The sequence below is a fragment of the Nocardiopsis sp. M1B1 genome, assembly GCF_052466615.1.
Window position 1 is genome coordinate 2,213,175 of the sequence record NZ_CP196194.1, and the last position, 18,399, is coordinate 2,231,573.

The 18,399-nt window shown below is 74.3% G+C and carries 18 protein-coding genes; 9 read left to right on the plus strand and 9 right to left on the minus strand.

Annotated elements, in window-relative coordinates:
- Nucleotide 1 precedes the first annotated feature (1 nt).
- Complete coding sequence (locus ACSTA4_RS09500; protein ID WP_444963215.1) at nt 2-1,969, plus strand: M3 family metallopeptidase; 1,968 nt, start codon at nt 2-4, stop codon at nt 1,967-1,969.
- A 149-nt stretch (nt 1,970-2,118) separates the two neighbouring features.
- Here ACSTA4_RS09500 and gcvH read toward each other — a convergent pair whose 3' ends face one another.
- Nucleotides 2,119-2,514, minus strand: coding sequence for a glycine cleavage system protein GcvH (gcvH, locus tag ACSTA4_RS09505; protein ID WP_444963216.1), 396 nt, complete (start codon nt 2,512-2,514; stop codon nt 2,119-2,121).
- A gap of 301 nt (nt 2,515-2,815) precedes the next feature.
- On the opposite strand from gcvH, the gene ACSTA4_RS09510 reads away from it, so the two are divergent.
- On the plus strand, nt 2,816-3,583 hold the full coding sequence (locus tag ACSTA4_RS09510) for an enoyl-CoA hydratase/isomerase family protein (protein WP_444963217.1): 768 nt from the start codon (nt 2,816-2,818) through the stop codon (nt 3,581-3,583).
- A gap of 40 nt (nt 3,584-3,623) precedes the next feature.
- Here the strand turns inward: ACSTA4_RS09510 and ACSTA4_RS09515 are convergent, their stop codons facing one another.
- Nucleotides 3,624-4,262 carry a glyoxalase gene (locus ACSTA4_RS09515; RefSeq protein ID WP_444963218.1) on the minus strand — a complete coding sequence of 213 codons (639 nt, stop codon included), beginning with the start codon at nt 4,260-4,262 and terminating at the stop codon, nt 3,624-3,626.
- 306 nt (nt 4,263-4,568) lie between these two features.
- Here ACSTA4_RS09515 and ACSTA4_RS09520 point away from each other — a divergent pair, with 306 nt between their 5' ends.
- On the plus strand, nt 4,569-6,272 hold the full coding sequence (locus ACSTA4_RS09520; protein ID WP_444963219.1) for a RelA/SpoT family protein: 1,704 nt from the start codon (nt 4,569-4,571) through the stop codon (nt 6,270-6,272).
- Nucleotides 6,273-6,550: 278 nt separating this feature from the next.
- On the opposite strand, the gene ACSTA4_RS09525 is transcribed toward ACSTA4_RS09520, so the two are convergent.
- Nucleotides 6,551-7,672, minus strand: coding sequence for an NADH:flavin oxidoreductase/NADH oxidase (locus ACSTA4_RS09525; protein WP_444963220.1), 1,122 nt, complete (start codon nt 7,670-7,672; stop codon nt 6,551-6,553).
- A gap of 188 nt (nt 7,673-7,860) precedes the next feature.
- Between ACSTA4_RS09525 and ACSTA4_RS09530 the strand changes: the two genes are divergently transcribed.
- Nucleotides 7,861-8,286 (plus strand): ArsR/SmtB family transcription factor, encoded by a 426-nt coding sequence (locus ACSTA4_RS09530; RefSeq protein WP_444963221.1) that lies wholly within the window; start codon nt 7,861-7,863, stop codon nt 8,284-8,286.
- Nucleotides 8,287-8,514: 228 nt separating this feature from the next.
- Here the strand turns inward: ACSTA4_RS09530 and ACSTA4_RS09535 are convergent, their stop codons facing one another.
- A complete protein-coding gene (locus ACSTA4_RS09535) occupies nt 8,515-9,522 on the minus strand; it encodes an NAD(P)/FAD-dependent oxidoreductase (protein WP_444963222.1) in 1,008 nt (335 codons plus the stop codon).
- Between the two features lie 327 nt (nt 9,523-9,849).
- Nucleotides 9,850-11,196 (minus strand): DUF418 domain-containing protein, encoded by a 1,347-nt coding sequence (locus ACSTA4_RS09540; RefSeq protein ID WP_444963223.1) that lies wholly within the window; start codon nt 11,194-11,196, stop codon nt 9,850-9,852.
- 318 nt (nt 11,197-11,514) lie between these two features.
- On the opposite strand from ACSTA4_RS09540, the gene ACSTA4_RS09545 reads away from it, so the two are divergent.
- Nucleotides 11,515-11,706, plus strand: coding sequence for a DUF2795 domain-containing protein (locus ACSTA4_RS09545; RefSeq protein WP_444963224.1), 192 nt, complete (start codon nt 11,515-11,517; stop codon nt 11,704-11,706).
- 62 nt (nt 11,707-11,768) lie between these two features.
- On the opposite strand, the gene ACSTA4_RS09550 is transcribed toward ACSTA4_RS09545, so the two are convergent.
- Entirely contained in the window at nt 11,769-12,524 is a 756-nt protein-coding gene (locus ACSTA4_RS09550; RefSeq protein ID WP_444963225.1) for a ZIP family metal transporter, read from the minus strand.
- 361 nt (nt 12,525-12,885) lie between these two features.
- On the opposite strand from ACSTA4_RS09550, the gene ACSTA4_RS09555 reads away from it, so the two are divergent.
- A complete protein-coding gene (locus ACSTA4_RS09555; protein ID WP_444964135.1) occupies nt 12,886-14,376 on the plus strand; it encodes an MFS transporter in 1,491 nt (496 codons plus the stop codon).
- Between the two features lie 15 nt (nt 14,377-14,391).
- On the plus strand, nt 14,392-15,024 hold the full coding sequence (locus tag ACSTA4_RS09560) for a TetR/AcrR family transcriptional regulator (protein WP_444963226.1): 633 nt from the start codon (nt 14,392-14,394) through the stop codon (nt 15,022-15,024).
- Nucleotides 15,025-15,125: 101 nt separating this feature from the next.
- Here the strand turns inward: ACSTA4_RS09560 and ACSTA4_RS09565 are convergent, their stop codons facing one another.
- Entirely contained in the window at nt 15,126-16,115 is a 990-nt protein-coding gene (locus ACSTA4_RS09565; protein ID WP_444963227.1) for a DUF5937 family protein, read from the minus strand.
- A gap of 79 nt (nt 16,116-16,194) precedes the next feature.
- Between ACSTA4_RS09565 and ACSTA4_RS09570 the strand changes: the two genes are divergently transcribed.
- Both ACSTA4_RS09570 and ACSTA4_RS09575 read left to right on the plus strand, forming a co-directional pair.
- Nucleotides 16,195-16,356, plus strand: coding sequence for a hypothetical protein (locus ACSTA4_RS09570; protein ID WP_444963228.1), 162 nt, complete (start codon nt 16,195-16,197; stop codon nt 16,354-16,356).
- Nucleotides 16,357-16,361: 5 nt separating this feature from the next.
- On the plus strand, nt 16,362-16,715 hold the full coding sequence (locus tag ACSTA4_RS09575) for a cupin domain-containing protein (RefSeq protein ID WP_444963229.1): 354 nt from the start codon (nt 16,362-16,364) through the stop codon (nt 16,713-16,715).
- 47 nt (nt 16,716-16,762) lie between these two features.
- Here the strand turns inward: ACSTA4_RS09575 and ACSTA4_RS09580 are convergent, their stop codons facing one another.
- Together ACSTA4_RS09580 and ACSTA4_RS09585 are read right to left on the minus strand one after the other, a co-directional pair.
- Entirely contained in the window at nt 16,763-17,581 is an 819-nt protein-coding gene (locus ACSTA4_RS09580) for a lipase family protein (protein WP_444963230.1), read from the minus strand.
- A gap of 266 nt (nt 17,582-17,847) precedes the next feature.
- Nucleotides 17,848-18,387 (minus strand): hypothetical protein, encoded by a 540-nt coding sequence (locus tag ACSTA4_RS09585; protein WP_444963231.1) that lies wholly within the window; start codon nt 18,385-18,387, stop codon nt 17,848-17,850.
- Between the last annotated feature and the right edge of the window lie 12 nt (nt 18,388-18,399).

The following is an 18,399-nucleotide window of genomic DNA, read 5'->3' on the forward strand; positions in this document are numbered from 1 at the left end:
CTTGACCGACAACCCGTTCCTGTCCCCGAGCGAGCTTCCCTACCGGCTCCCCGACTTCGCCGCCGTCCGCGAGGAGCACTTCCTGCCCGCGTTCGACAAGGGCGTGGCCGAGCACCTCGCCGAGGTGGACGCGATCGTCCGCGATCCGCAGCCCCCGACCTTCGACAACACGATCGCGGCGCTGGAGCGCTCCGGAGCGCTCCTGGCCAGGGTGGAGACGGTCCTGCACACCCTGGCCGGGTCCGACGCCACCGACGGCATCGAGGAGATCGAGCGGGAGATCGCCCCGAGGGCCGCCCAGCACCGGGACGCCGTCTCGCTCAACCGGGACCTGTGGGAGCGCGTGCGGCAGGTCACCACCTCCGACCCGCAGGAGGCCTGGCTGCTGGAGCGGTACCGCCTCGACTTCGTCAAGGCGGGCGCCGACCTGGACGACGACCAGCAGGCCCGGCTGCGCGAGCTCAACGCCGAACTCGCCGGACTGAGCACCGAGTTCTCCCGCAACGTGGTCCGGGCCACCCGCGAGGCCTCCCTCGTCACCGGCGACGTCTCCGACCTCGACGGCCTGGACGGGGCCCACATCAGCGCGATCGAGCGGGACGGGGAGTACGTCCTGCCCCTGCTCAACACCACCGTGCAGCCCGCGCTGGCCCAGCTCACCGACCGCGCCACCCGCGAGCGGCTCTACACCCTGAGCGCCGAGCGCGCCCCCGAGAACCTCGGCATCGCCGCGCGCATGGCAGTCCTGCGCGCCGAGCGGGCCGCGCTGCTCGGCTACCCCGACCACGCGGCGTACACCGTCGCCGACCAGACCGCCAAGACCGTCGACGCGGTCGAGGAACGGCTCGGCCAGCTCGTCGGACCCGCCCGGCGCAACGTCGAGAAGGAGGCCCGGGCCCTGGCCGAGCACGCCGGGCACGACATCGAGCCCTGGGACTGGCCCTTCTACGCCGAGCAGGTGCGCAGGGAGCGCTACGACTTCGACGACAGCGTCCTGCGCCCCTACTTCGAACTCGGCAGGGTGGTCGAGGACGGCGTCTTCCACGCCGCCACGCTGCTGTACGGGATCACCTTCGCCGAGCGGCCCGACCTGCGCGGCTACCACGAGGACGTGCGGGTGTGGGAGGTGTTCGACCGGGACGGCTCGCCCCTGGGGCTGTTCCTGCTGGACCCCTACGCCAGACCGACCAAGCGCGGCGGCGCGTGGATGCACAACCTGGTCGACCAGTCCTTCCTGCTGGACGAGCGGCCGGTGGTGGTGAACAACCTCAACATCACCAAGCCCGCCTCGGGTCCCACCCTGCTCACCTTCGACGAGGTCGAGACGGCCTTCCACGAGTTCGGCCACGCCCTGCACGGGCTGCTGTCGGCCGTGCGGTTCCCGCGCGTGCAGGGCACGAGCGTGCCGCGCGACTTCGTGGAGTTCCCCTCCCAGGTCAACGAGATGTGGGCGACCTGGCCGGAGGTCCTGGCCCACTACGCCCGCCACCACGAGACCGGTGAGCCGGTGCCAGCCGAACTCGTGGAGCGCCTGACGGCCGCCCGCCAGTTCAACCAGGGCTTCGCGACCTTCGAGTACCTGGCCGCCGCGCTCCTGGACTGGTCCTGGCACCGCCTGGCCCCGGGCGAGGCCGTGGAGGACCCGGCCTCCTTCGAAGCGCGCGCCCTGGAGGCCGCGGGGGTCCTGCACCCCCTGGTCCGTCCGCGCTACCGGTCGGCGTACTTCATGCACGTGTTCGCCAACGGCTACAGCGCGGGCTACTACTCCTACGTGTGGAGTGAGGTCCTGGACGCCGAGAGCGTGGAGTGGTTCACCGAGAACGGCGGCCTCACCCGGGAGGGCGGCGACCGCTTCCGGGAGAGGGTGCTGTCCGTGGGCGGCGGCGTGGACCCCATGGAGGCGGTCCGCGACTTCCTGGGCCGCGAGCCCCGGATGGAGCCCCTGCTGGTCCGCCGCGGGCTGGTCTGACCCGCAGCCGGGCACACCGGGAGGCGGTGTGCCCGGCCCCGCCGCCCGTGCGGCCGGCCCCGGGAGGGCGGGGCCGCACGGGCGTCGGGGACCCGACGGGCCCGCCGGAGCCGCCCGCCCGGGAGGGGGTGCGCGCCCGCCTACGAGCCCTACTCCTCGGCCTCCTCCCGGAGCAGCTCCGCGTAGGCCTCGGCGTCGAGCAGCCCGTCCACCGCGCCCGGGTCCGAGGGCCGGGCCCGGTAGAGCCAGCAGTCGTAGGGGTCGTCGTTGACCTGCTCGGGCTCCTCCGTGAGTTCGGTGTTGACCTCGACCACCTCGCACCCGAACGGCGCGTAGAACTCCGACACGGCCTTGACCGACTCCACCGTGCCCACCGCCTCTCCGGTGTCGAAGCTGTCCCCGACCCCGGGCAGCTCCAGGTAGACCACGTCGCCCAACTGCCGCTGGGCGAAGTCGGTCAGTCCGACGGCGACCGTGCCGCCGGGCTCCCGGCTGACCCATTCGTGGGTCGTGGTGTAGAGCAGGTCGCCCGGAATGCTGGCCATGGCAGAACCCTTCGTGTCTTCGCGTGTCCGAAGCGCGATCGCCGCTGGTGGGCGACCGGCAAGGCCAGTGTGCTGGACCGGCGGGCGCGCGGGGGCGCCTTTGGCGCAACCGGGGGAGGGGAGTCGGCCCGACGGTTTGCGCCGCACGCCGCGCGCGTGGTGCGGGCGATTCCCCGCGCCCGGTTCGTCCGTTTCCTCTGGCCTCGGCCGCGCGCGGGTTGGGGAGGGGCGGTCGCCCGCGGGTGGCCTACCCAGCGGTAACATCGTCGCCGGTCACACCGAACGCACGGGAAGGCGTCAGATGAGCGAGGAACTGTCCGTCCGCCTCGACGGCCACGTCGCCGTCCTGGAGATCCACCGGCCGCCCAACAACCACTTCGACCACGCCCTCCTCAAGGAGCTGGCGGACACCGCCGAGGAGCTGGCCGCCACCGGTGACCACCGTGCCCTCGTGCTGTGCTCGGAGGGCAAGAACTTCTGCGCCGGGGTGGACTTCGCGGCGGGCGGGGTCGGCGACACCCCGGTCCGGACCCTCAGCGCCATCTACGGTGAGGCGCTGCGCCTGTTCGCCCTGCCGGTGCCCGTGGTGGCCGCCGTCCAGGGCGCGGCCGTGGGCGGCGGCCTGGGCCTGGCCTGCGCGGCGGACTTCCGGGTGGCCGCACCCTCCACCCGCTTCCACGCCAACTTCGGACTCCTGGGCCTGCACCAGGGCTTCGGGCTGAGCGTGTCCCTGCCCGCGATCGTCGGCCGCCAGAAGGCCGCCGACATGTTCTACACCGCCCGCCGGGTGACCGGCACCGAGGCCCACGCCACCGGCCTGGCCGACCTGCTGGTGGACGAGGCCGCCCTGCGGTCGGCGGCCGTGGACCACGCCCACCGCATCGCCGCCTCCGCCCCGCTGACCGTGCGCTCGATGAAGGCCACGCTCCGCGCCGACCTGCTCGCCGCGCTGCCCGCCGCCCTGGACCGGGAGGTCGTGGAGCAGAACAAGCAGCTGGGCACCAAGGACCACGAGGCCGGGGTCAGCGCCTCCCTCGCCCGGGTCAGGCCCGCCTTCACCGGCGAGTAACCGCGGCGGCCCCGTCCCGGGCGTCCGCCGCCCGCCCCGCTCAGACGGACGCGCTCTCCCAGACGAAGCCGTCCGGGTCGGTGAAGGGTCCGGCGCCGCCGCCGAGCACGATGCGGTGCGACCCGGTGCCCTCCTGGGAGACGCCGGTGTCCTTGGCGAGGGCGCGACGCGGGTAGAGCGCCAGCGTGACGGACGACGAGGGGGTGTCGAACTCGACGTACTTGCCGCCGAAGCTCTTGGCCACGCTCAGGCCGCGTTCGACGTAGAAGCGCCTGCTCGCCTTGACGTCGGCCACTCCCAGCAGGAGCGCGACCCGGTCCACCCTCCGGGCGGCGGGGCCGCTGTCCTTCTTGCTCGATGACGCGATCTTGCAGACCGTCCCGTCCGGGGTGCGCACGGCGCCGCCGTAGCCCCAGAAGCTCTTCGCGGCGGGGTCGAGCGTCGTGGCCCCGGCGTCGAGGGCGGCGCCGACGAGGGCGTCGACGTCGCCCGGCTGGGACGCGACGAGGGACAGCGCGAACCCGCGGAAGCCGGTCGTCGGCGCGTCCGACGCGCGCACGTCCACGTACGCGCCCAGTCCGAGTGCCTCGTAGAAGGCCTGCGCCGACGCGGGGTCGCCGACTTCGAGGGTGAGGGAGGTGAAGGGGGCGAGGGAGGTGGAGGAAGTGGAGGAGGTCATGTCGGGCCCTTCGTGTGCGGTGAGGGTGGTCCTCGCGGGCCGCATCGACCCGCTGTCCGTGTACGCACAGCCTCCCGTCCGGCCCCGCCGGTCGGCATCCGTGGTGACCACGGAAACCCTCCACGGACCCGGACGCGTGGTGGCCCGGACGGGCCCACCAGCGACCAGGGGAGCTTCCGGCCGGGGGCCGGTCCGACGGGCGCGGCGGTCCCGGACCCGGGCGCGGACTCCGGATTCCCGGCCTCGCGGCGGCTTCCGGTCACTACACTGGTGCGACTCGGATCAGCTTGCGGACAGGGGGTCGCGATGGGTGCACCCGATGTGACGGCGTCCACCCAGTGGTGGCAGGGGCTCAACGCGGCCAAGGCCACCTCCACCCCCGCCGACCGGGTCCGGGCCCTGGTCAGGGAGCACCAGCGCTGGTACCCCAAGGCCGACGTGGCGCTGCTGAGCCGGGCCTACGCCGTGGCCGAGCACCTGCACAAGGAGCAGAGGCGCAAGAGCGGCGAGCCGTTCATCATCCACCCGGTCGCCGTGGCCACCATCCTCGCCGAGATGGGCCTGGACACCGCGACGCTGGTCGCCGCCCTCCTGCACGACACGGTGGAGGACACCCCGTTCAGCCTGGCCCACCTCGCGGCGGAGTTCGGCACCGAGGTCGGCGTCATGGTGGACGGCGTCACCAAGGTGGACCGGTCCATGTACGGCAGCGCGGCGGCGGGGGAGACCTTCCGCAAGATGGTGGTGGCCGCCCGCGACGACCTGCGCGTGCTGCTGATCAAGCTCGCCGACCGGCTCCACAACCTGCGCACCCTCCAGTTCCAGCCCCCGCACAAGCGCGTCAAGATCGCCCAGGGCACCCGGGAGCTCCTCATCCCCCTCGCGGAGCGGCTGGGCGTGTACCGGCTCAAGCGCGACCTGGAGGACCTGTGCTTCGAGTACCTGGAGGGTGAGGACTTCGAGCGGGTCAGCACCCGGGTGGCCCGGGTCCGCGAGAACTCCGCCCACGAGGTCGACGCGCTGCGCGTCTCCCTGCGCGACGGCCTGGCCTCCTTCCGGGTCAAGGCGCGGGTGGAGGTGCGCCCGCGCCACCCGTACTCGGTGTTCACCTCCGGAACCGGCCTGACCGGCGACCCCGACCCGCTGGACACCGTCCGGTACGTGGTCGTGGTCAAGGGCGACGAGCGCAACGCCTACCTGGCCCTGGGTGCGGTCCACGGCAGGTGGAAGCCCTACCCGGCCAAGTTCCGCGACTTCATCGCCACCCCCCGGTACAACCTGTACCGGGCGCTGCACACCACCGTCCTCACCGAGTCCGGCCGCCGCGTGCAGATCATCATCTGCGACTCCCACGCCCAGCGGGTCTCCGAGTACGGCATCATCGCCGACATCCGCCAGGCCACCGGCAGGGACGGCCGCCTGACCACCGAGCGCACCACCGACCCGGAGTGGCTGACCCGGCTGCTCGGGTGGCAGGAGCAGGCCTCGGCCGAGGAACTCCTGGAGGGCGTGCGCACGGACCTGGCCGACAGCATCACCGTGCTCACCGGGCAGGGCCAGGTCCTCACCCTCCCCGAGGGGGCCACGCCGGTCGACGTGGCCTACGCGCTCGGCGCCGACACCGGCGACCGCTACTCGGCGGCGGCCATCGACGGCCGCCTGGTCAGCCCCGCGACCCGGGTCCGCGAGGGGGACACGGTGCACATCATCACCAAGTCCGTGCCCGCCCCCGACCGGGGGTGGCTGGAGTCGGTCAGGACCGGCAGGGCGCGGGTCGCGATCGCCGCCTGGCACCGCACGCGCGCCCACGAGCAGGCCGAGCACACCGGCCGGGAACGGATGATCGCCCTGGTGGGGGCGGACCGGCTCATCGAGGCCGAGTCGTCGGGGGCGATGACCGGGGTGGCGCGCCGTTCGGGGTACCCGTCCCTGGAGGAGCTGTACGTGGCCCTGGGATACGAGCAGGTCGACTCCGAGGACGTGGCCGCCCTCCTTCCGGCGTCGGCCTGAGTACGACCGGCTCGACGGTGGTCGGGCGGGGATGGCGCTCCGGACGTCCCGGGCGTCCCGGGGGTTCCGGGACGCCCGGAGCGGTTACGGCTGACGCGTTCGTGGGCGGCGCCCGTCACGGGTGCCGCCCACGAACGGGTTCTCCGCAGTCGGGAGCGCAGGGGAAGAACGCTCCCGGCACCGGTCCCGCCGGAGCCCGCCGAAGGCCCCCGGCGGGTTCAGGGGCGGCGGACCCGGAGCCGTGCGCTCCGGGCCCGCGGAGCTCTGCTCCACCCGGTTCAGGCTCCGCTGGCGGCGCGCGGGTGGCCGACCGCGTAACCGTACTGCTCGGGCCAGTGCGACTCCGCGCCCAGCTCATCCGCGGCGCGGTGGGCCCAGTAGGGCTCGCGCAGCAGCTGCCGTCCCAGGAACACCGCGTCGGCGCGGCCCGAGGCGACGATCTCCTCGGCCTGGGCGGGTTCGGTGATCGCCCCGACCGCGCCGGTGGGCAGACCGGTGGCGCCGCGCACCCGCTCGGCGAAGGGCACCTGGTAGTTCGGGCCCACGGGGATGCGGGCGTCGGCGACCAGGCCGCCGGTGGACACGTCGAGCAGGTCCACGCCCCGGGCCTGGAGCTCCTTGGCGAGCAGGACGGTGTCCTCGCCCGTCCAGCCCTCGCGCTCGTCGGTCTCGTCCTCCGTCAGCCAGTCGGTGGCCGAGGTGCGGAAGAACACCGGCAGGTGCTCGGGCCACACCTCGCGCACGGCCTCGACGACCTCCAGCGCGAAGCGCATCCGGTTCTCGGGGCTGCCGCCGTACTCGTCGGTGCGGTGGTTGGTGACGGGCGACAGGAAGGAGTGCAGCAGGTAACCGTGCGCGCCGTGCACCTCGACCACCTGGAACCCGGCGGCCAGGGCCCGCTCGGCCGAGGCCGCGAAGTCGCGGACCAGCTGCCGGATCCCGTCGGCGGTCAGCTCGGCCGGCGCGGCGTAGCCGGGGAAGGCCTCGGTGCCGGGGCCCACCGTCGGCCAGCCGCCCTCGGACTCGGGGACGTACCGTCCGCCCAGCCAGGGTTTGTCCGTCGAGGCCTTGCGCCCGGCGTGCGCGAGCTGGATGGCCGGGACCGCGCCGTGGGCGCTGATCGCGGCGGTCACACGCGCGAAGGCCTCCTGCTGGCGGCTGTTCCACAGGCCGAGGTCCCAGGGGCTGATCCGCCCGTCGGGCCGCACGCCCGTGGCCTCGACCATGACCAGGCCGGTGCCGCCCGCGGCCCGGTCGGTCAGGTGCGCGAGGTGGAAGTCGGTCGGGGCGCCGGTGTCGGGCCCTTCGGAGGCGGCCGAGTACATGCACATCGGGGACATCCACACGCGGTTGGGGATCTCCAGCGACCTCAGCTTCAAGGGGGTGAACAGCGTGCTCAAGGGGTGTCCTTCCGTCTGCGGCAGGTGGTCGGCTTCCATCGGGGAGCGGGTCCGGCGCACGGCGGCCGGGCTCTAATACGATGGGTGTCGTACTACGGTAAGCAACGTACTACGAGGATTGTCAAACTACGACCGCCCTCGTACTTTGTGGTGGAAGTCGCACGGCGCACGGCAGCGGAGGTTATGGCATGCCCGGCAGGGAACGAAGGACCGGAGGCGGTCGCCGACTGGAGCACCCGCCCGCCGAGGAGATCCGGGTGGAGACGGTCATGCACGCCCTGGCCGACCCCGTGCGCCTGCGCATCGTGCGCGAACTGGCCCGGGGCCACGACGACATGGCCTGCATCGCCTTCGAACTTCCGGTGAGCAAGTCCACCTCCACCCACCACTTCCGCGTGCTGCGCGAGGCGGGCGTCATCCGCCAGTACTACGAGGGCACCTCGCGCATGAGCTGCCTGCGCCGGGAGGACCTCGGCGCGCGCATGCCCGGGCTCCTGGAGGCGGTCCTGCGGGCCGCGCACATCGCCGAGGGCGACGCCGCCGCGAGCGGGTCCGCCGAGGCGGGCCCCGACGGGGCCGCCGCCGAGGCGAGCCCCTCCGGCCCGGTGTCCTGAGCGGAAGGGGCAGGGCGGGTGGCCACGGTCGGCGGGCCGCGGGCCCGCCCGGCCGATCCCTCCTTCGAAGCAGTGGCGCCGCCTCCTAGGCAGCAGCGCCGTGAGCGTGTTTCGGCCAGGTGAGGGCCCCGCCCTCCGGGGACGCCGGAGGACGGTCCGGCGTCCCCGGAGGGCGGGGAGGGTTCAGTCCGCGACGTGCCACCGCGCCTCCGGTCGGGTGGGGAGGGTTCAGCTCGCGACGCGCCCCCGTGCCTCCGTGGTGCCGAGGGCGGCGCGCGCCGCCGCGGCCGCCCCCGCGTCGGCGGCGACCAGGTCCGCGTTGAGCGCGGCCCCCGCCTGGGCCCCCGACGCCGCCGCGACCGGGACGTTCGCCATCACGTCGGCGACGTTGCCCGCGGCCCACACCCCCTCGACACCGGTGAACCCGCCCGCCTCCACGGCCAGCTGCGCGCCCATCCCGGTCGGGTGCTCCGTCAACGCCAGCCCCAGGTCGGCCAGGAAGGCCGTGCGGGCCGCGAACCGCGGCGCCACCGCCAGCGTCCGCACCGCGAACTCCCGGCCGGAGGCCAGGCGCACACCCGCCAGCCGCTCCCGGTCGTCGACCTCCAGGCCGCGCACCTCGCCCTCGACCACCCCGACGCCCAGCGCGGCCAGCTGCTCCCACTGCTCGTCTCCCAGGTCGACGCCGGTGTGCAGGAACAGCGTCACCTCGGACGACAGCTGACGGAACATCAGCGCCTGGTGGAACGACCCCGGACCGGTCCCCAGCACCCCGACGGCCGTGTCGCGCGCCTCCCAGCCGTGGCAGTACACGCAGTGCACCACGTCCCGCCCCCACAGCCGCGCGAGGCCGGGGACGTCGGGCAGCTCGTCCACCAGCCCCGTGGTCAGCAGCAGCCGCCGGGCCACCGCGCGGCCCCCGTCCTCGGTGCTCACCACCAGGTTCCCGTCCTCCCGGCGCACGCCCGAGACGCGGCCGGACACGATCCGCCCGCCGTAGGAGGCGACCTCCTCCCGCCCCAGCCGGAGCAGTTCCAGCGGCGGAATCCCGTCCCGGGACAGCAGGCCGTGCGCCCCGGCGGCTGGCGCGTTGCGCGGTTCCCCGGCGTCGACGACCAGCACCGAACGGCGGACCCGGGCCAGCGTCAGCCCGGCCGACAGACCCGCCGCACCGCCCCCGACCACCACGACGTCCCACGCCTCACCGGATGCCCGTACCAACTCGTTCTCGTTCATACCGCCACGATGCGGCCGGGGCGCCGGACCGCCAAAGTCCTTTGCCGGTCCGGCAAAAACCCGGCGGACCAGAGGACCGCGGGACCCCGGGCCACGGCTGCGGACCGCCGCGCGCCGGTGGTGTTTTCCCGGGAAAAACGGCATCCTGGCGCGATGACGGATACGTGGTACCGCGGCTCACCGGGCAGGCCCGCCTGGTCGGATCGTTGCAGTACCCACTCGTCACCGGTGACGACGGCGCGGCCGCTGCGGTTCTACGGGACCTGGCCCCCACCTACGGGGTCCTGCGCGACCAGCTGGCCGGGTTCCGGAACCGGGAGGGCGCGTCTACCGCCGCTCCGGGCGGGTCCGGCGGTAGATGAGCCGACGGAGTAGGAACTCGGCCGGGCCGGGGCGGCCGGTGCGCTCCAGGGCGTAGGCCGCCACGACCGTGACCAGCCACACGGCCAGCGCGAACGCCGCCATGGACGCGCTGTTGAGGTGGGCGCCCAGCCCCAGACCCCAGGCGGCGAGCAGCGGCGAGAAGAGCAGCGAGTGGGCCATGTAGCCCGACATGGAGCGCTTGCCCAGCGCCGCGACCGCGGTCACCGTCCGGCCCGGGCCCGTCCGGCCGACGCCGCCCCGCCGCGACAGCCGGTGCGCGGCCAGCGCGAACAGCGCCACGTAGCCCAGCCCGCAGGCCAGCCCCGTGGCGTCCTGGACCGCGGGCAGCGGCCCCCCGTCCCCGATCGCGCCCGGGGCGGCCTCCACCAGCCCCGCGTGGACCAGCGCCGACGGCAGCCCGCCCAGCCAGCCGACCGGTATCCCCACCGCCGCCGTCCAGCCCAGCAGCCGCAGGTGGCGGTGCGGCTCCTCCAGGATGCGCCGCCGCGCCGCCCAGAAGCCCAGCAGGATCATGGTGAACCCGCCGAAGGACAGCAGGCCGCCCGCCAGGGTGACGAACGCCCAGGTGACCAGCCGTGTGCCCGCCGCCGCCAGCGGGTCCTCCTCCTGGGCCGCGTAGGCGAGGTAGGACGGCTCGGCCCCCGCGCCGCTGACGCCCTCCAGGCTGTGCGCCGCCAGGCTCCACACCCCTTGGACGGCGGGTACCGCGATGAGCACGGCGAACACCGCGGCCGCCGCCAGCAGCACCCGGTTCCCGCGCCGGATGAACAGCCACACCAGCAGCAGGCTCGCCACCCCGTAGGAGCCGATGATGTCGCCCGCCATGAGCAGGGCGGCGTGCGCGAACCCGAACACGATCAGCCACAGGCTGCGCCGCCGCAGCAGGGCCACGGCCGTGCGTTCGGAGGTCCCGTGCGCCCTCTGCCGCAGGAACAGCTGCATCATCCCGTAGCCGAACAGGAAGGCGAACAGGGGATAGGCGCGCAGGTCCAGACCGACGATCATGGCGAACCGGACCGCCCGGTCCGGCCACGAGCCGTCCACCGGGTGCCAGCCGGAGGGGCCGTGCTGGGCCGCCCACAGGTGGAACGCGGTGTTGGACAGCACGATGAGCAGCAGCATCATCCCGCGCGCCAGGTCCGGGGCCAGCGCGCGCTCACCCGGCAGGACGCCGCCGCGCGGGACGCGTTCCGCGCCGCCGGGGCCGCCGGGGTCGTCGTCCCTCCGCCTCCGGTCCTGCGCCGCGCCCCCGGCGCCGCAGTGTTCCTCTTCGTCCGTGGATCCGCGCATACCGCGACCCTAGGAACCGGGCCCGGGCCACCGCCTCGGCCGATCGTCCCGGTTCCGCCGCCGTTCGGCCGCTCTCGGGGGCCGGGAGTCGGAGGCGGCCGCGTCCCGGACCCGACCTCCGGCCACCGCTCCCCTGCGCCGGACACACCCGTGCCGGAGCCACCCGGCCCTCCTTCCCGGCCGTTCGGCTCCGCCGCCACCGCTGACGCGACGGGCACGGGGACGCCTCCTCTTTGCCCGCCGGTGGTATTTCCGCGCGCGCCGTCCGGGTAGCCGACGGGAGTCCGTCGCACCAGCACGCGAGACCGGGAGGAACCCATGGCCGACCTCAACCCCATCGAACTGCAGAAGGCGCTCAAGGGAGCCGAGTACCCCGCCAGCCGCGACGACCTGGTGTCGCTGGCCAAGGGCAACGGCGCGGGCGAGGACCTGGTCCGGAAGCTCTCCGACGCCGGTACGAGCCGGTTCGACGGTCCCGACGACGTGCAGAAGGCCCTCTTCGGCAAGTAGCGGCGCCGCCGACCGGGGCCGCCGGGGAGCCGCCGACCCGCGCGGCCCCCGGCTCCCGCCGCTCAGGCGTGGGAGAGCGCGAAGGAGACCAGGAACCCGCAGACGGTGATGACGCCGATGGCCAGGTGGGTGTCCTCGAAGGCCTCCGGGATCATCGTGTCGGCGATCATCGCCAGGATGGCCCCTGCCGCCACGGCCGTCACCGTCGCCACCACGAACGCGGGCAGCCCGCCCACCACGGCGTAGCCCACCATGGCCGAGACCGTGCTGGCGGCGGCGATCGCCCCCCACACGCCGAAGACGTACCCCTTGCCGCGACCCGCCCGCCGCATGCCCGCCGAACTGGACAGCCCCTCGGGGATGTTGCTGATGAACACCGCGGCCACGGTCACCGTGCTGACCGCGCCGCCCTGGGCCAGGCCGACGCCGATGACCGCTGACTCCGGAACGCCGTCCAGCAGCGCCCCCAGCGCCAGCGCGAGGCCCGACCCGGCCTGCTGGCCCTCCGAAGGCTGCTTTCCGGGCTGGCCGGACCGCTTGCGGTGCCGCGCCCCCCGCCTGGCCAGCGCGATGTTGCCCGCGGTGTAGGCGGCCGCGCCCGCGAGGGTGCCGACCACCGCCGGGAGCAGCCCGGCCTCCGCGTGCGCCTCGGCGATCAGCTCGAACGAGACCGCCGACAGCAGCACCCCGGCGCCGAAGGCCATCACCGAGGCGATCACCAGGCGCGGAATCCGCAGGGCGTACCCCAGCACCGCGCCCACCAGCAGCGCCGACCCGGCCAGCAGCCCCCAGGCGCCCGCCTCCACCACTCCCGACATTCCCAGCCCCTCCCGCTACCGGCGCACCGCCCGGCGGCGCGCCTCCCCTACGGGTGGTAGCAGGAGGAGGTGCCGCGGGCGGCACGGCGCGCCGCGGATCCGGTCGCGGCGGTCCCCGACCACATCGCCGCGCCCCCCGGATCGCCTCGCGGCGGTCCCGCCCGCAACGGTCGCGCGAAAGCCCCGCCGGGTGTTCCCGAGCGCGGGGGCGCGCCGTGTCCGAAGGCGCGCCCCGCACGTCCGTGAACGCCCGTGAACCGGGGGAAGGCGGCCCGTCGGCGTCGGGGGAGCGGGCGCGAAACTGTACCGGATGTAAGGTAAATTTCGGCCCATGGGCTCACATCAGACGCACGCGACGGCCATGACGGCGACACGCCGGTGGCTGCTGCTGGTGACCGTGGCGGCCGGACTGCTGCTCGTCACCGTGGACAACACGATCCTGTACACCGCCCTGCCGACCCTCACCGCTCAACTGGGGGCGACCGGCGCGCAGAGCCTGTGGATCATCAACGCCTACCCGGTCGTCATGGCCGGTCTGCTGCTGGGCAGCGGCACGCTGGGCGACCGGATCGGCCACGTGCGCATGTTCGTGGTCGGGCTGGTGGTCTTCGGCCTGGCCTCGCTGGTCGCCGCGTTCTCCCCCACGGCCTGGGTCCTCATCGCCTCGCGCGCGCTCCTGGCGGTGGGCGCGGCGGCGATGATGCCCGCCACCCTGGCGCTGATCAGGATCGCCTTCCCCATCGAACGCGAACGCAACATCGCCATCGCGGTCTGGGGCAGCGTCTCGGTGGTCGGCGGCGCGCTGGGGCCGATCGTGGGCGGGGTCCTGCTGGAGTTCTTCTGGTGGGGCTCGGTCTTCCTCCTCAACGTTCCCGTGGTCGTCGCGGCCCTGGTCGCGACCGCGCTGATCGCGCCGCCCAACGTCCCCGACCCCGGCAAGCACTGGGACCTGGTCTCCTCGCTCCAGGCCATGGCCGGCCTGGTCGCCTCGGTGCTGGCGATCAAGGAGCTGGCGCACACGCCGCCGCGCTGGCCGATCTTCGCCGCCGCCGTGGTCGTGGCCGTGGTGGCCTTCGTCCTGTTCACGCGCCGCCAGCGCCGCCTGGAGGACCCGCTGCTGGACTTCGCGGTCTTCCGCAACCCCGCCTTCACCTCCGGCGTGCTGGCCGCGGCGTTCTCGATGTTCGCCATCGGCGGCATCCAGCTCGTCACCACCCAGCGCTTCCAGCTGGTCGTGGGCTTCACGCCGCTGGAGGCCGGGCTGCTGGTGGCCGCCGTGGCGGCGGGTTCCCTGCCGACCGCGCTGCTGGGCGGCGCGTTCCTGCACCGGACCGGCCTGCTGCCCCTGATCGCGGGAGGGCTCGCCGCGGGCGTGGCGGGTGTGGTCGTCTCGGTCCTGGGCTTCCAGACGGGCATCGGCTGGCTCGTCGCGGGGCTGCTGCTGACCGGCGCCGGGCTGGGCGCGGCGATGTCGGTGGCCTCCACGGCGATCATCGGCAACGCGCCCGCCAGCCGCGCCGGGATGGCCTCCTCGGTGGAGGAGGTCTCCTACGAGTTCGGCAACCTGACCGCGGTGGCGCTGATGGGCAGCCTGGTCACCTTCGTCTACGCGGCGGCCGTCCAGCTGCCGCAGGGCGCCCCGGCCGCCGCCGGGAGGAGCCTGGCCGACGCCCTGGCCTCGGCCGGGGGCGACGGCGCGGTGGTCGCCGCGGCCCACGACGCCTTCGACACCGGCTACCTCGTGGTCATGGTCGTGGTCGCGGCGGTCCTGGCGTGCGGCGCGGCCCTCACCTGGCGGCTGCTGCGCCACCATGGTCCCGGCACGTCCTCGTCGGCGTACGCGGACCACTGACCCCCGGGGGAGAGCATGCGCAAGAGCAACCGGACACAGATCCTGGACGCGGCCTTCCGCGTCGTCCAGCGCGACGGCGTCACGGCCCTGACCTACGAGTCGGTGGCGGCCGAGACGGGTCTGACCAAGGGAGGGCTGCTCTACCACTTCCCCTCGCGCGAGGCCCTGCTCCAGGCCCTGCACGAACACCTGGCCCAGGGCTGGGACGACCACCTGGCGGAGGCCGCCGGGAGGGGCGCGGACCGGGCCACGTCCCGCGAGCGCCTGGCGGCCTACGCCCGGGTGGCCGCGCACAGCTCCACGCGCGCCGAGCTGCTGCTCCTGCTGGAGACCGCGAACGAACCGGCCACCCGCGCCCCCTGGGACGAGGTGATGAGGCGCTGGACGCCCGAGCCGTCCGCCGGGCCGCTGACGCCGGAGGAGATGGAGCTGTTCGTGCTGCGCCTGGCCGCGGACGGCCTGTGGCTGTACGAGTCGCTGTCCAGCGGCACGCTCCCGCCCCCCACGCGTCGCCAGGTCGCCGAGCACCTGGCCCGCGCCATCGCGCCCGAGCAGGACCGGGACACGGAACCGGACCGGGACGCGCCGGTTCCCGGTCCGGACGCTCCGCACACCTCGGACGCGGACCCGGGCGCCGGGGCCCGCTGACCGGGGGCCGGGGCCGGGTTGACGTTCCCACCGGCCCCACTCGCCCCGCGACATCCAGGCGTGCGCTCCGCACCGGGGAGCGCACGCCGGTCCGCCGCCCCTCAGGCCCCTCCGCTCACCAGGGCCTCGCCCAGCGGCGTGCGCGCGTGCATCACCCGTGTGCCCTCCCGGCGGCCCCCCACCAGCCCCGACCGCCGCAGGATCGACAGGTGGTGCGAGGCCGTGGAGACCGCCATCGCGCAGTCCCCGGCCACCTCCGACGTGGACCGGGGCCCGTCCAGGGCCAGCAGGACGCGGGCGCGCCCCGACCCGAGCAGTTCCTCCAGCGCCTCCGCGGCGGCCGTGCCCTCACGCGTCCACGACGCCGACAGCCCGTGCACCGGGTAGAACAGCGTCGGCTGCACGGGCGGCTCGGTGAGCACCGAGCAGTGCGGCACGCTCATCACGGAGGGAGTGAGCACCACGCCGCTGCCCTCGCAGGCCACGTCCTCGTTGTGCCTGCGCATCCCGACCTCGATCGCGTCCCGGTGCCAGCCCACGGACTCGTGCAGCGTGCCCACCATCGCCGCCACGCCGCCCGCGCCCATGCGCCGCACCCGCAGGTCGATGTCCGCGCCCAGCAGGCGCCGGATCTGCGGCCAGTGCGGGGCCAGCGCGGCCTCCCAGACCGCCGTCCAGGCCTCCGAGACCAGCGCGCGGGTGCGCTCGGGGTGGGCGAACATGTCCGCCACCAGGGCGTGGCGGCGCCCACGCGAGCGCGCGAGCACCTTGGTCAGGTCGGCCCGGACGGCTTCGGGCGGCACGCGCCGCAGGCGCTCGGCCTCCTCCTCGGGGGTCATGTCCCAGGACGGGGCCGCCGTGAGGAAGTCGGGGAAGTAGCCCTCGCGGCCGATCACCGTGGCCAGGTACTCGAACGGCCGCCTCGGCAGCGACCCCCGCACCGCGCGCAGCCAGCCCCACTGGAGCGGGTGGCCCGAGGGGTCGAGCAGGACCCGGACCGCGTGGCACAGCTCGTGGCCCGGCGAGACGCCGAACCGGATCGCCGAGACGTCGGCCGCCCCGATCCGGAAGCGGACCCTGTTTCGACGCACATCGAAAGTGTAGAGCGCGGCGCGCCCGCCCGGCCATGGTGGAGCCACACCGAGACGGGCACACCGAAGGGACACCTCGATGAGGTTCGCACCGCTCCACCACCACGATCCGGCCGCCTCCCCGGGCCCGACGCCGACCGGGTACCGCGTCACCGACGCGGCGGCAGGGCGGGCCGCGCGCGTGCCCGCGGCGGCCCGCGGGCCCGTCGAGGTCCGCCGCGTGACCGGGTTCGGGGAGTGAGCGCCGTGGAGAGCACGACACACGACCGCGTGGTCCCCGCCGACGAACTCCGGATGGGCGACTCGCGCACGCTGCGCTTCGAGGGCCGCCCCCACGGCTCGGGGATCTCGTTCTTCCTCGTGGACAACGACCCCGGGCAGGGGCCCGGCCTGCACCGCCACCCCTACACCGAGACGTGGACCGTCCTGGAGGGCGAGGCCGCGTTCGCCGTCGGCGACCGCAGGCTCACCGCCGCGGCGGGCGACACCCTGGTCGTCCAGCCCGGGGTGTGGCACGGCTTCACCAACACCGGCACGGGGCGGCTGCGCGTGATGTGCGTGCACGCCTGCGACACCATGATCCAGGAGTGGAAGGACTGATCCCGGCCGGACGACGCGCGCCGCCGGGCCCCGGGACCGGCGGCGCCTCAGCGCGCGGCGGCGTCGAGCCGCTCGACGTAGGCGTCCATGGCATGGTCGCGCACACAGTCGGCTCCGGGGGAGAACAGGTCGGCGGTGTGCCCCCGGAAGGAGTCCGCCAGCCCGTCCAGCAGCGGCATCCGCCCCTCGCGCAGGCGGCCCCGCGCGTCGATGTAGCGCATCTCGGAGACGTGGCGGTACAGGGGCTCGGGCGGCACCTGGGCGACGATGTCGTTGTTGTTGACGAAGCGGAACATCCGGCCCCGGAACGCCTCGTCGTAGGCCCCGGCCAGGGCGGCGTCGCAGGTGCGCGGCTGGCCGAAGGTGTAGACGCCGTCGGCCAGGACTCCGTCGGAGAAGTACAGGCGCGCCGCGGCCAGCATGGCCAGCGCGCCGCCCAGGCTGTGGCCGGTGAACCACACCGACTGGCCGTTGGCGCGCATCTCGCCCACGGCCGCGTGGATCGCGGGGTAGACCGCCTCCAGCGCCTGGTTGAACCCCCAGTGCACCATCCCCCGGTTCGCCTGCCCGGGGGCCAGCGGGGCGTTGGCGTCGGAGAGCCAGTCGCGGATCTCGGTGGGCTCGGTGCCGCGGAAGGCGGTGATGATCATGTCGTCGCTGGCCATGGTGTAGGCCTGGGTGTCCTCCAGCGGGAAGGGCGGGCGGAAGGCCACCTGGAAGCATTCCACGCGGTCGAACCCCCACGCGGCCGCCTGGTCCCGGACCCGCGCCTCGTCCTCGTAGGCCAGCCGCGCCGCGTGGGCCAGGCACCGCGCGTGCGGCAGCCGGTAGCCGCTGGTCGTGTGGTCGAAGACGATCTCGGTCATGCGCGTGTTCCTCGGCTCGGCAGGGTCCGTCACTGTGCGTAGCAGATCTGTCCCATGCCCGGGCTCGGCAAACACGCCGGGTCGCGGCGCCCCGGCGTGTTTGCCGAAAAGGCCAGCTCAGAGGGGGTGTGGGGTGGCGGGCGGTGGCCGGTCCGGCGCCGCTCTCGCTGCCGGTCGCGGCGGCATATCCGGCATAAACGGACAAAAGTGAATCTACGCCGTAAAGGAGTAGCGTTTCGGGTGGAACCAACAGCGTGACGACGGGATCACGAGGACAGGTAGCCGCCCACCCACCGCTCGAAGGACTCGCCGTGGCGGTCCCGCGCGCCCTCCAGCACGGCGTCGACCTCGGATTCCGTGGGCAGGCCGCGTCCGAAGTGCTCCTGGAGCCAGGCGCGGTACCGGGCGCGCCGGGGCCCGTCCTCGTCCTGGGGCTCCCCGCGCAGGTAGGGCGGGTAGCCGTGGTCGACGCCGATCTCGGAGTCCGCCCCCAGGAGCAGGACCAGCCCGCGGGGATTCTCGGCCACCACCGCCACGGCGCCCTCGTCGCCGAGGACGATGACGGGCAGGTCGGCGGGGTTCTCGCGGTCGTCGCAGCGCCACAGGGCGTAGACGGAGCCGGAGCCGTTGGCCAGGGCGAAGGGGATGAGGCGGGACCGGAACGCCGGGTCCTCCGGCCAACCGGTCAGCTGTTCCGGGTCGCCGTAGTCGAGCGTCTCGAAGCCGTCCGCGACGAAGTCACCGTCGGCCCGCTCCTCCAGCTCCCTGAGCAGGTTCAGTTCCGGCACGGGCGAGTAGTGGGCCACGTCTCCTCCTGG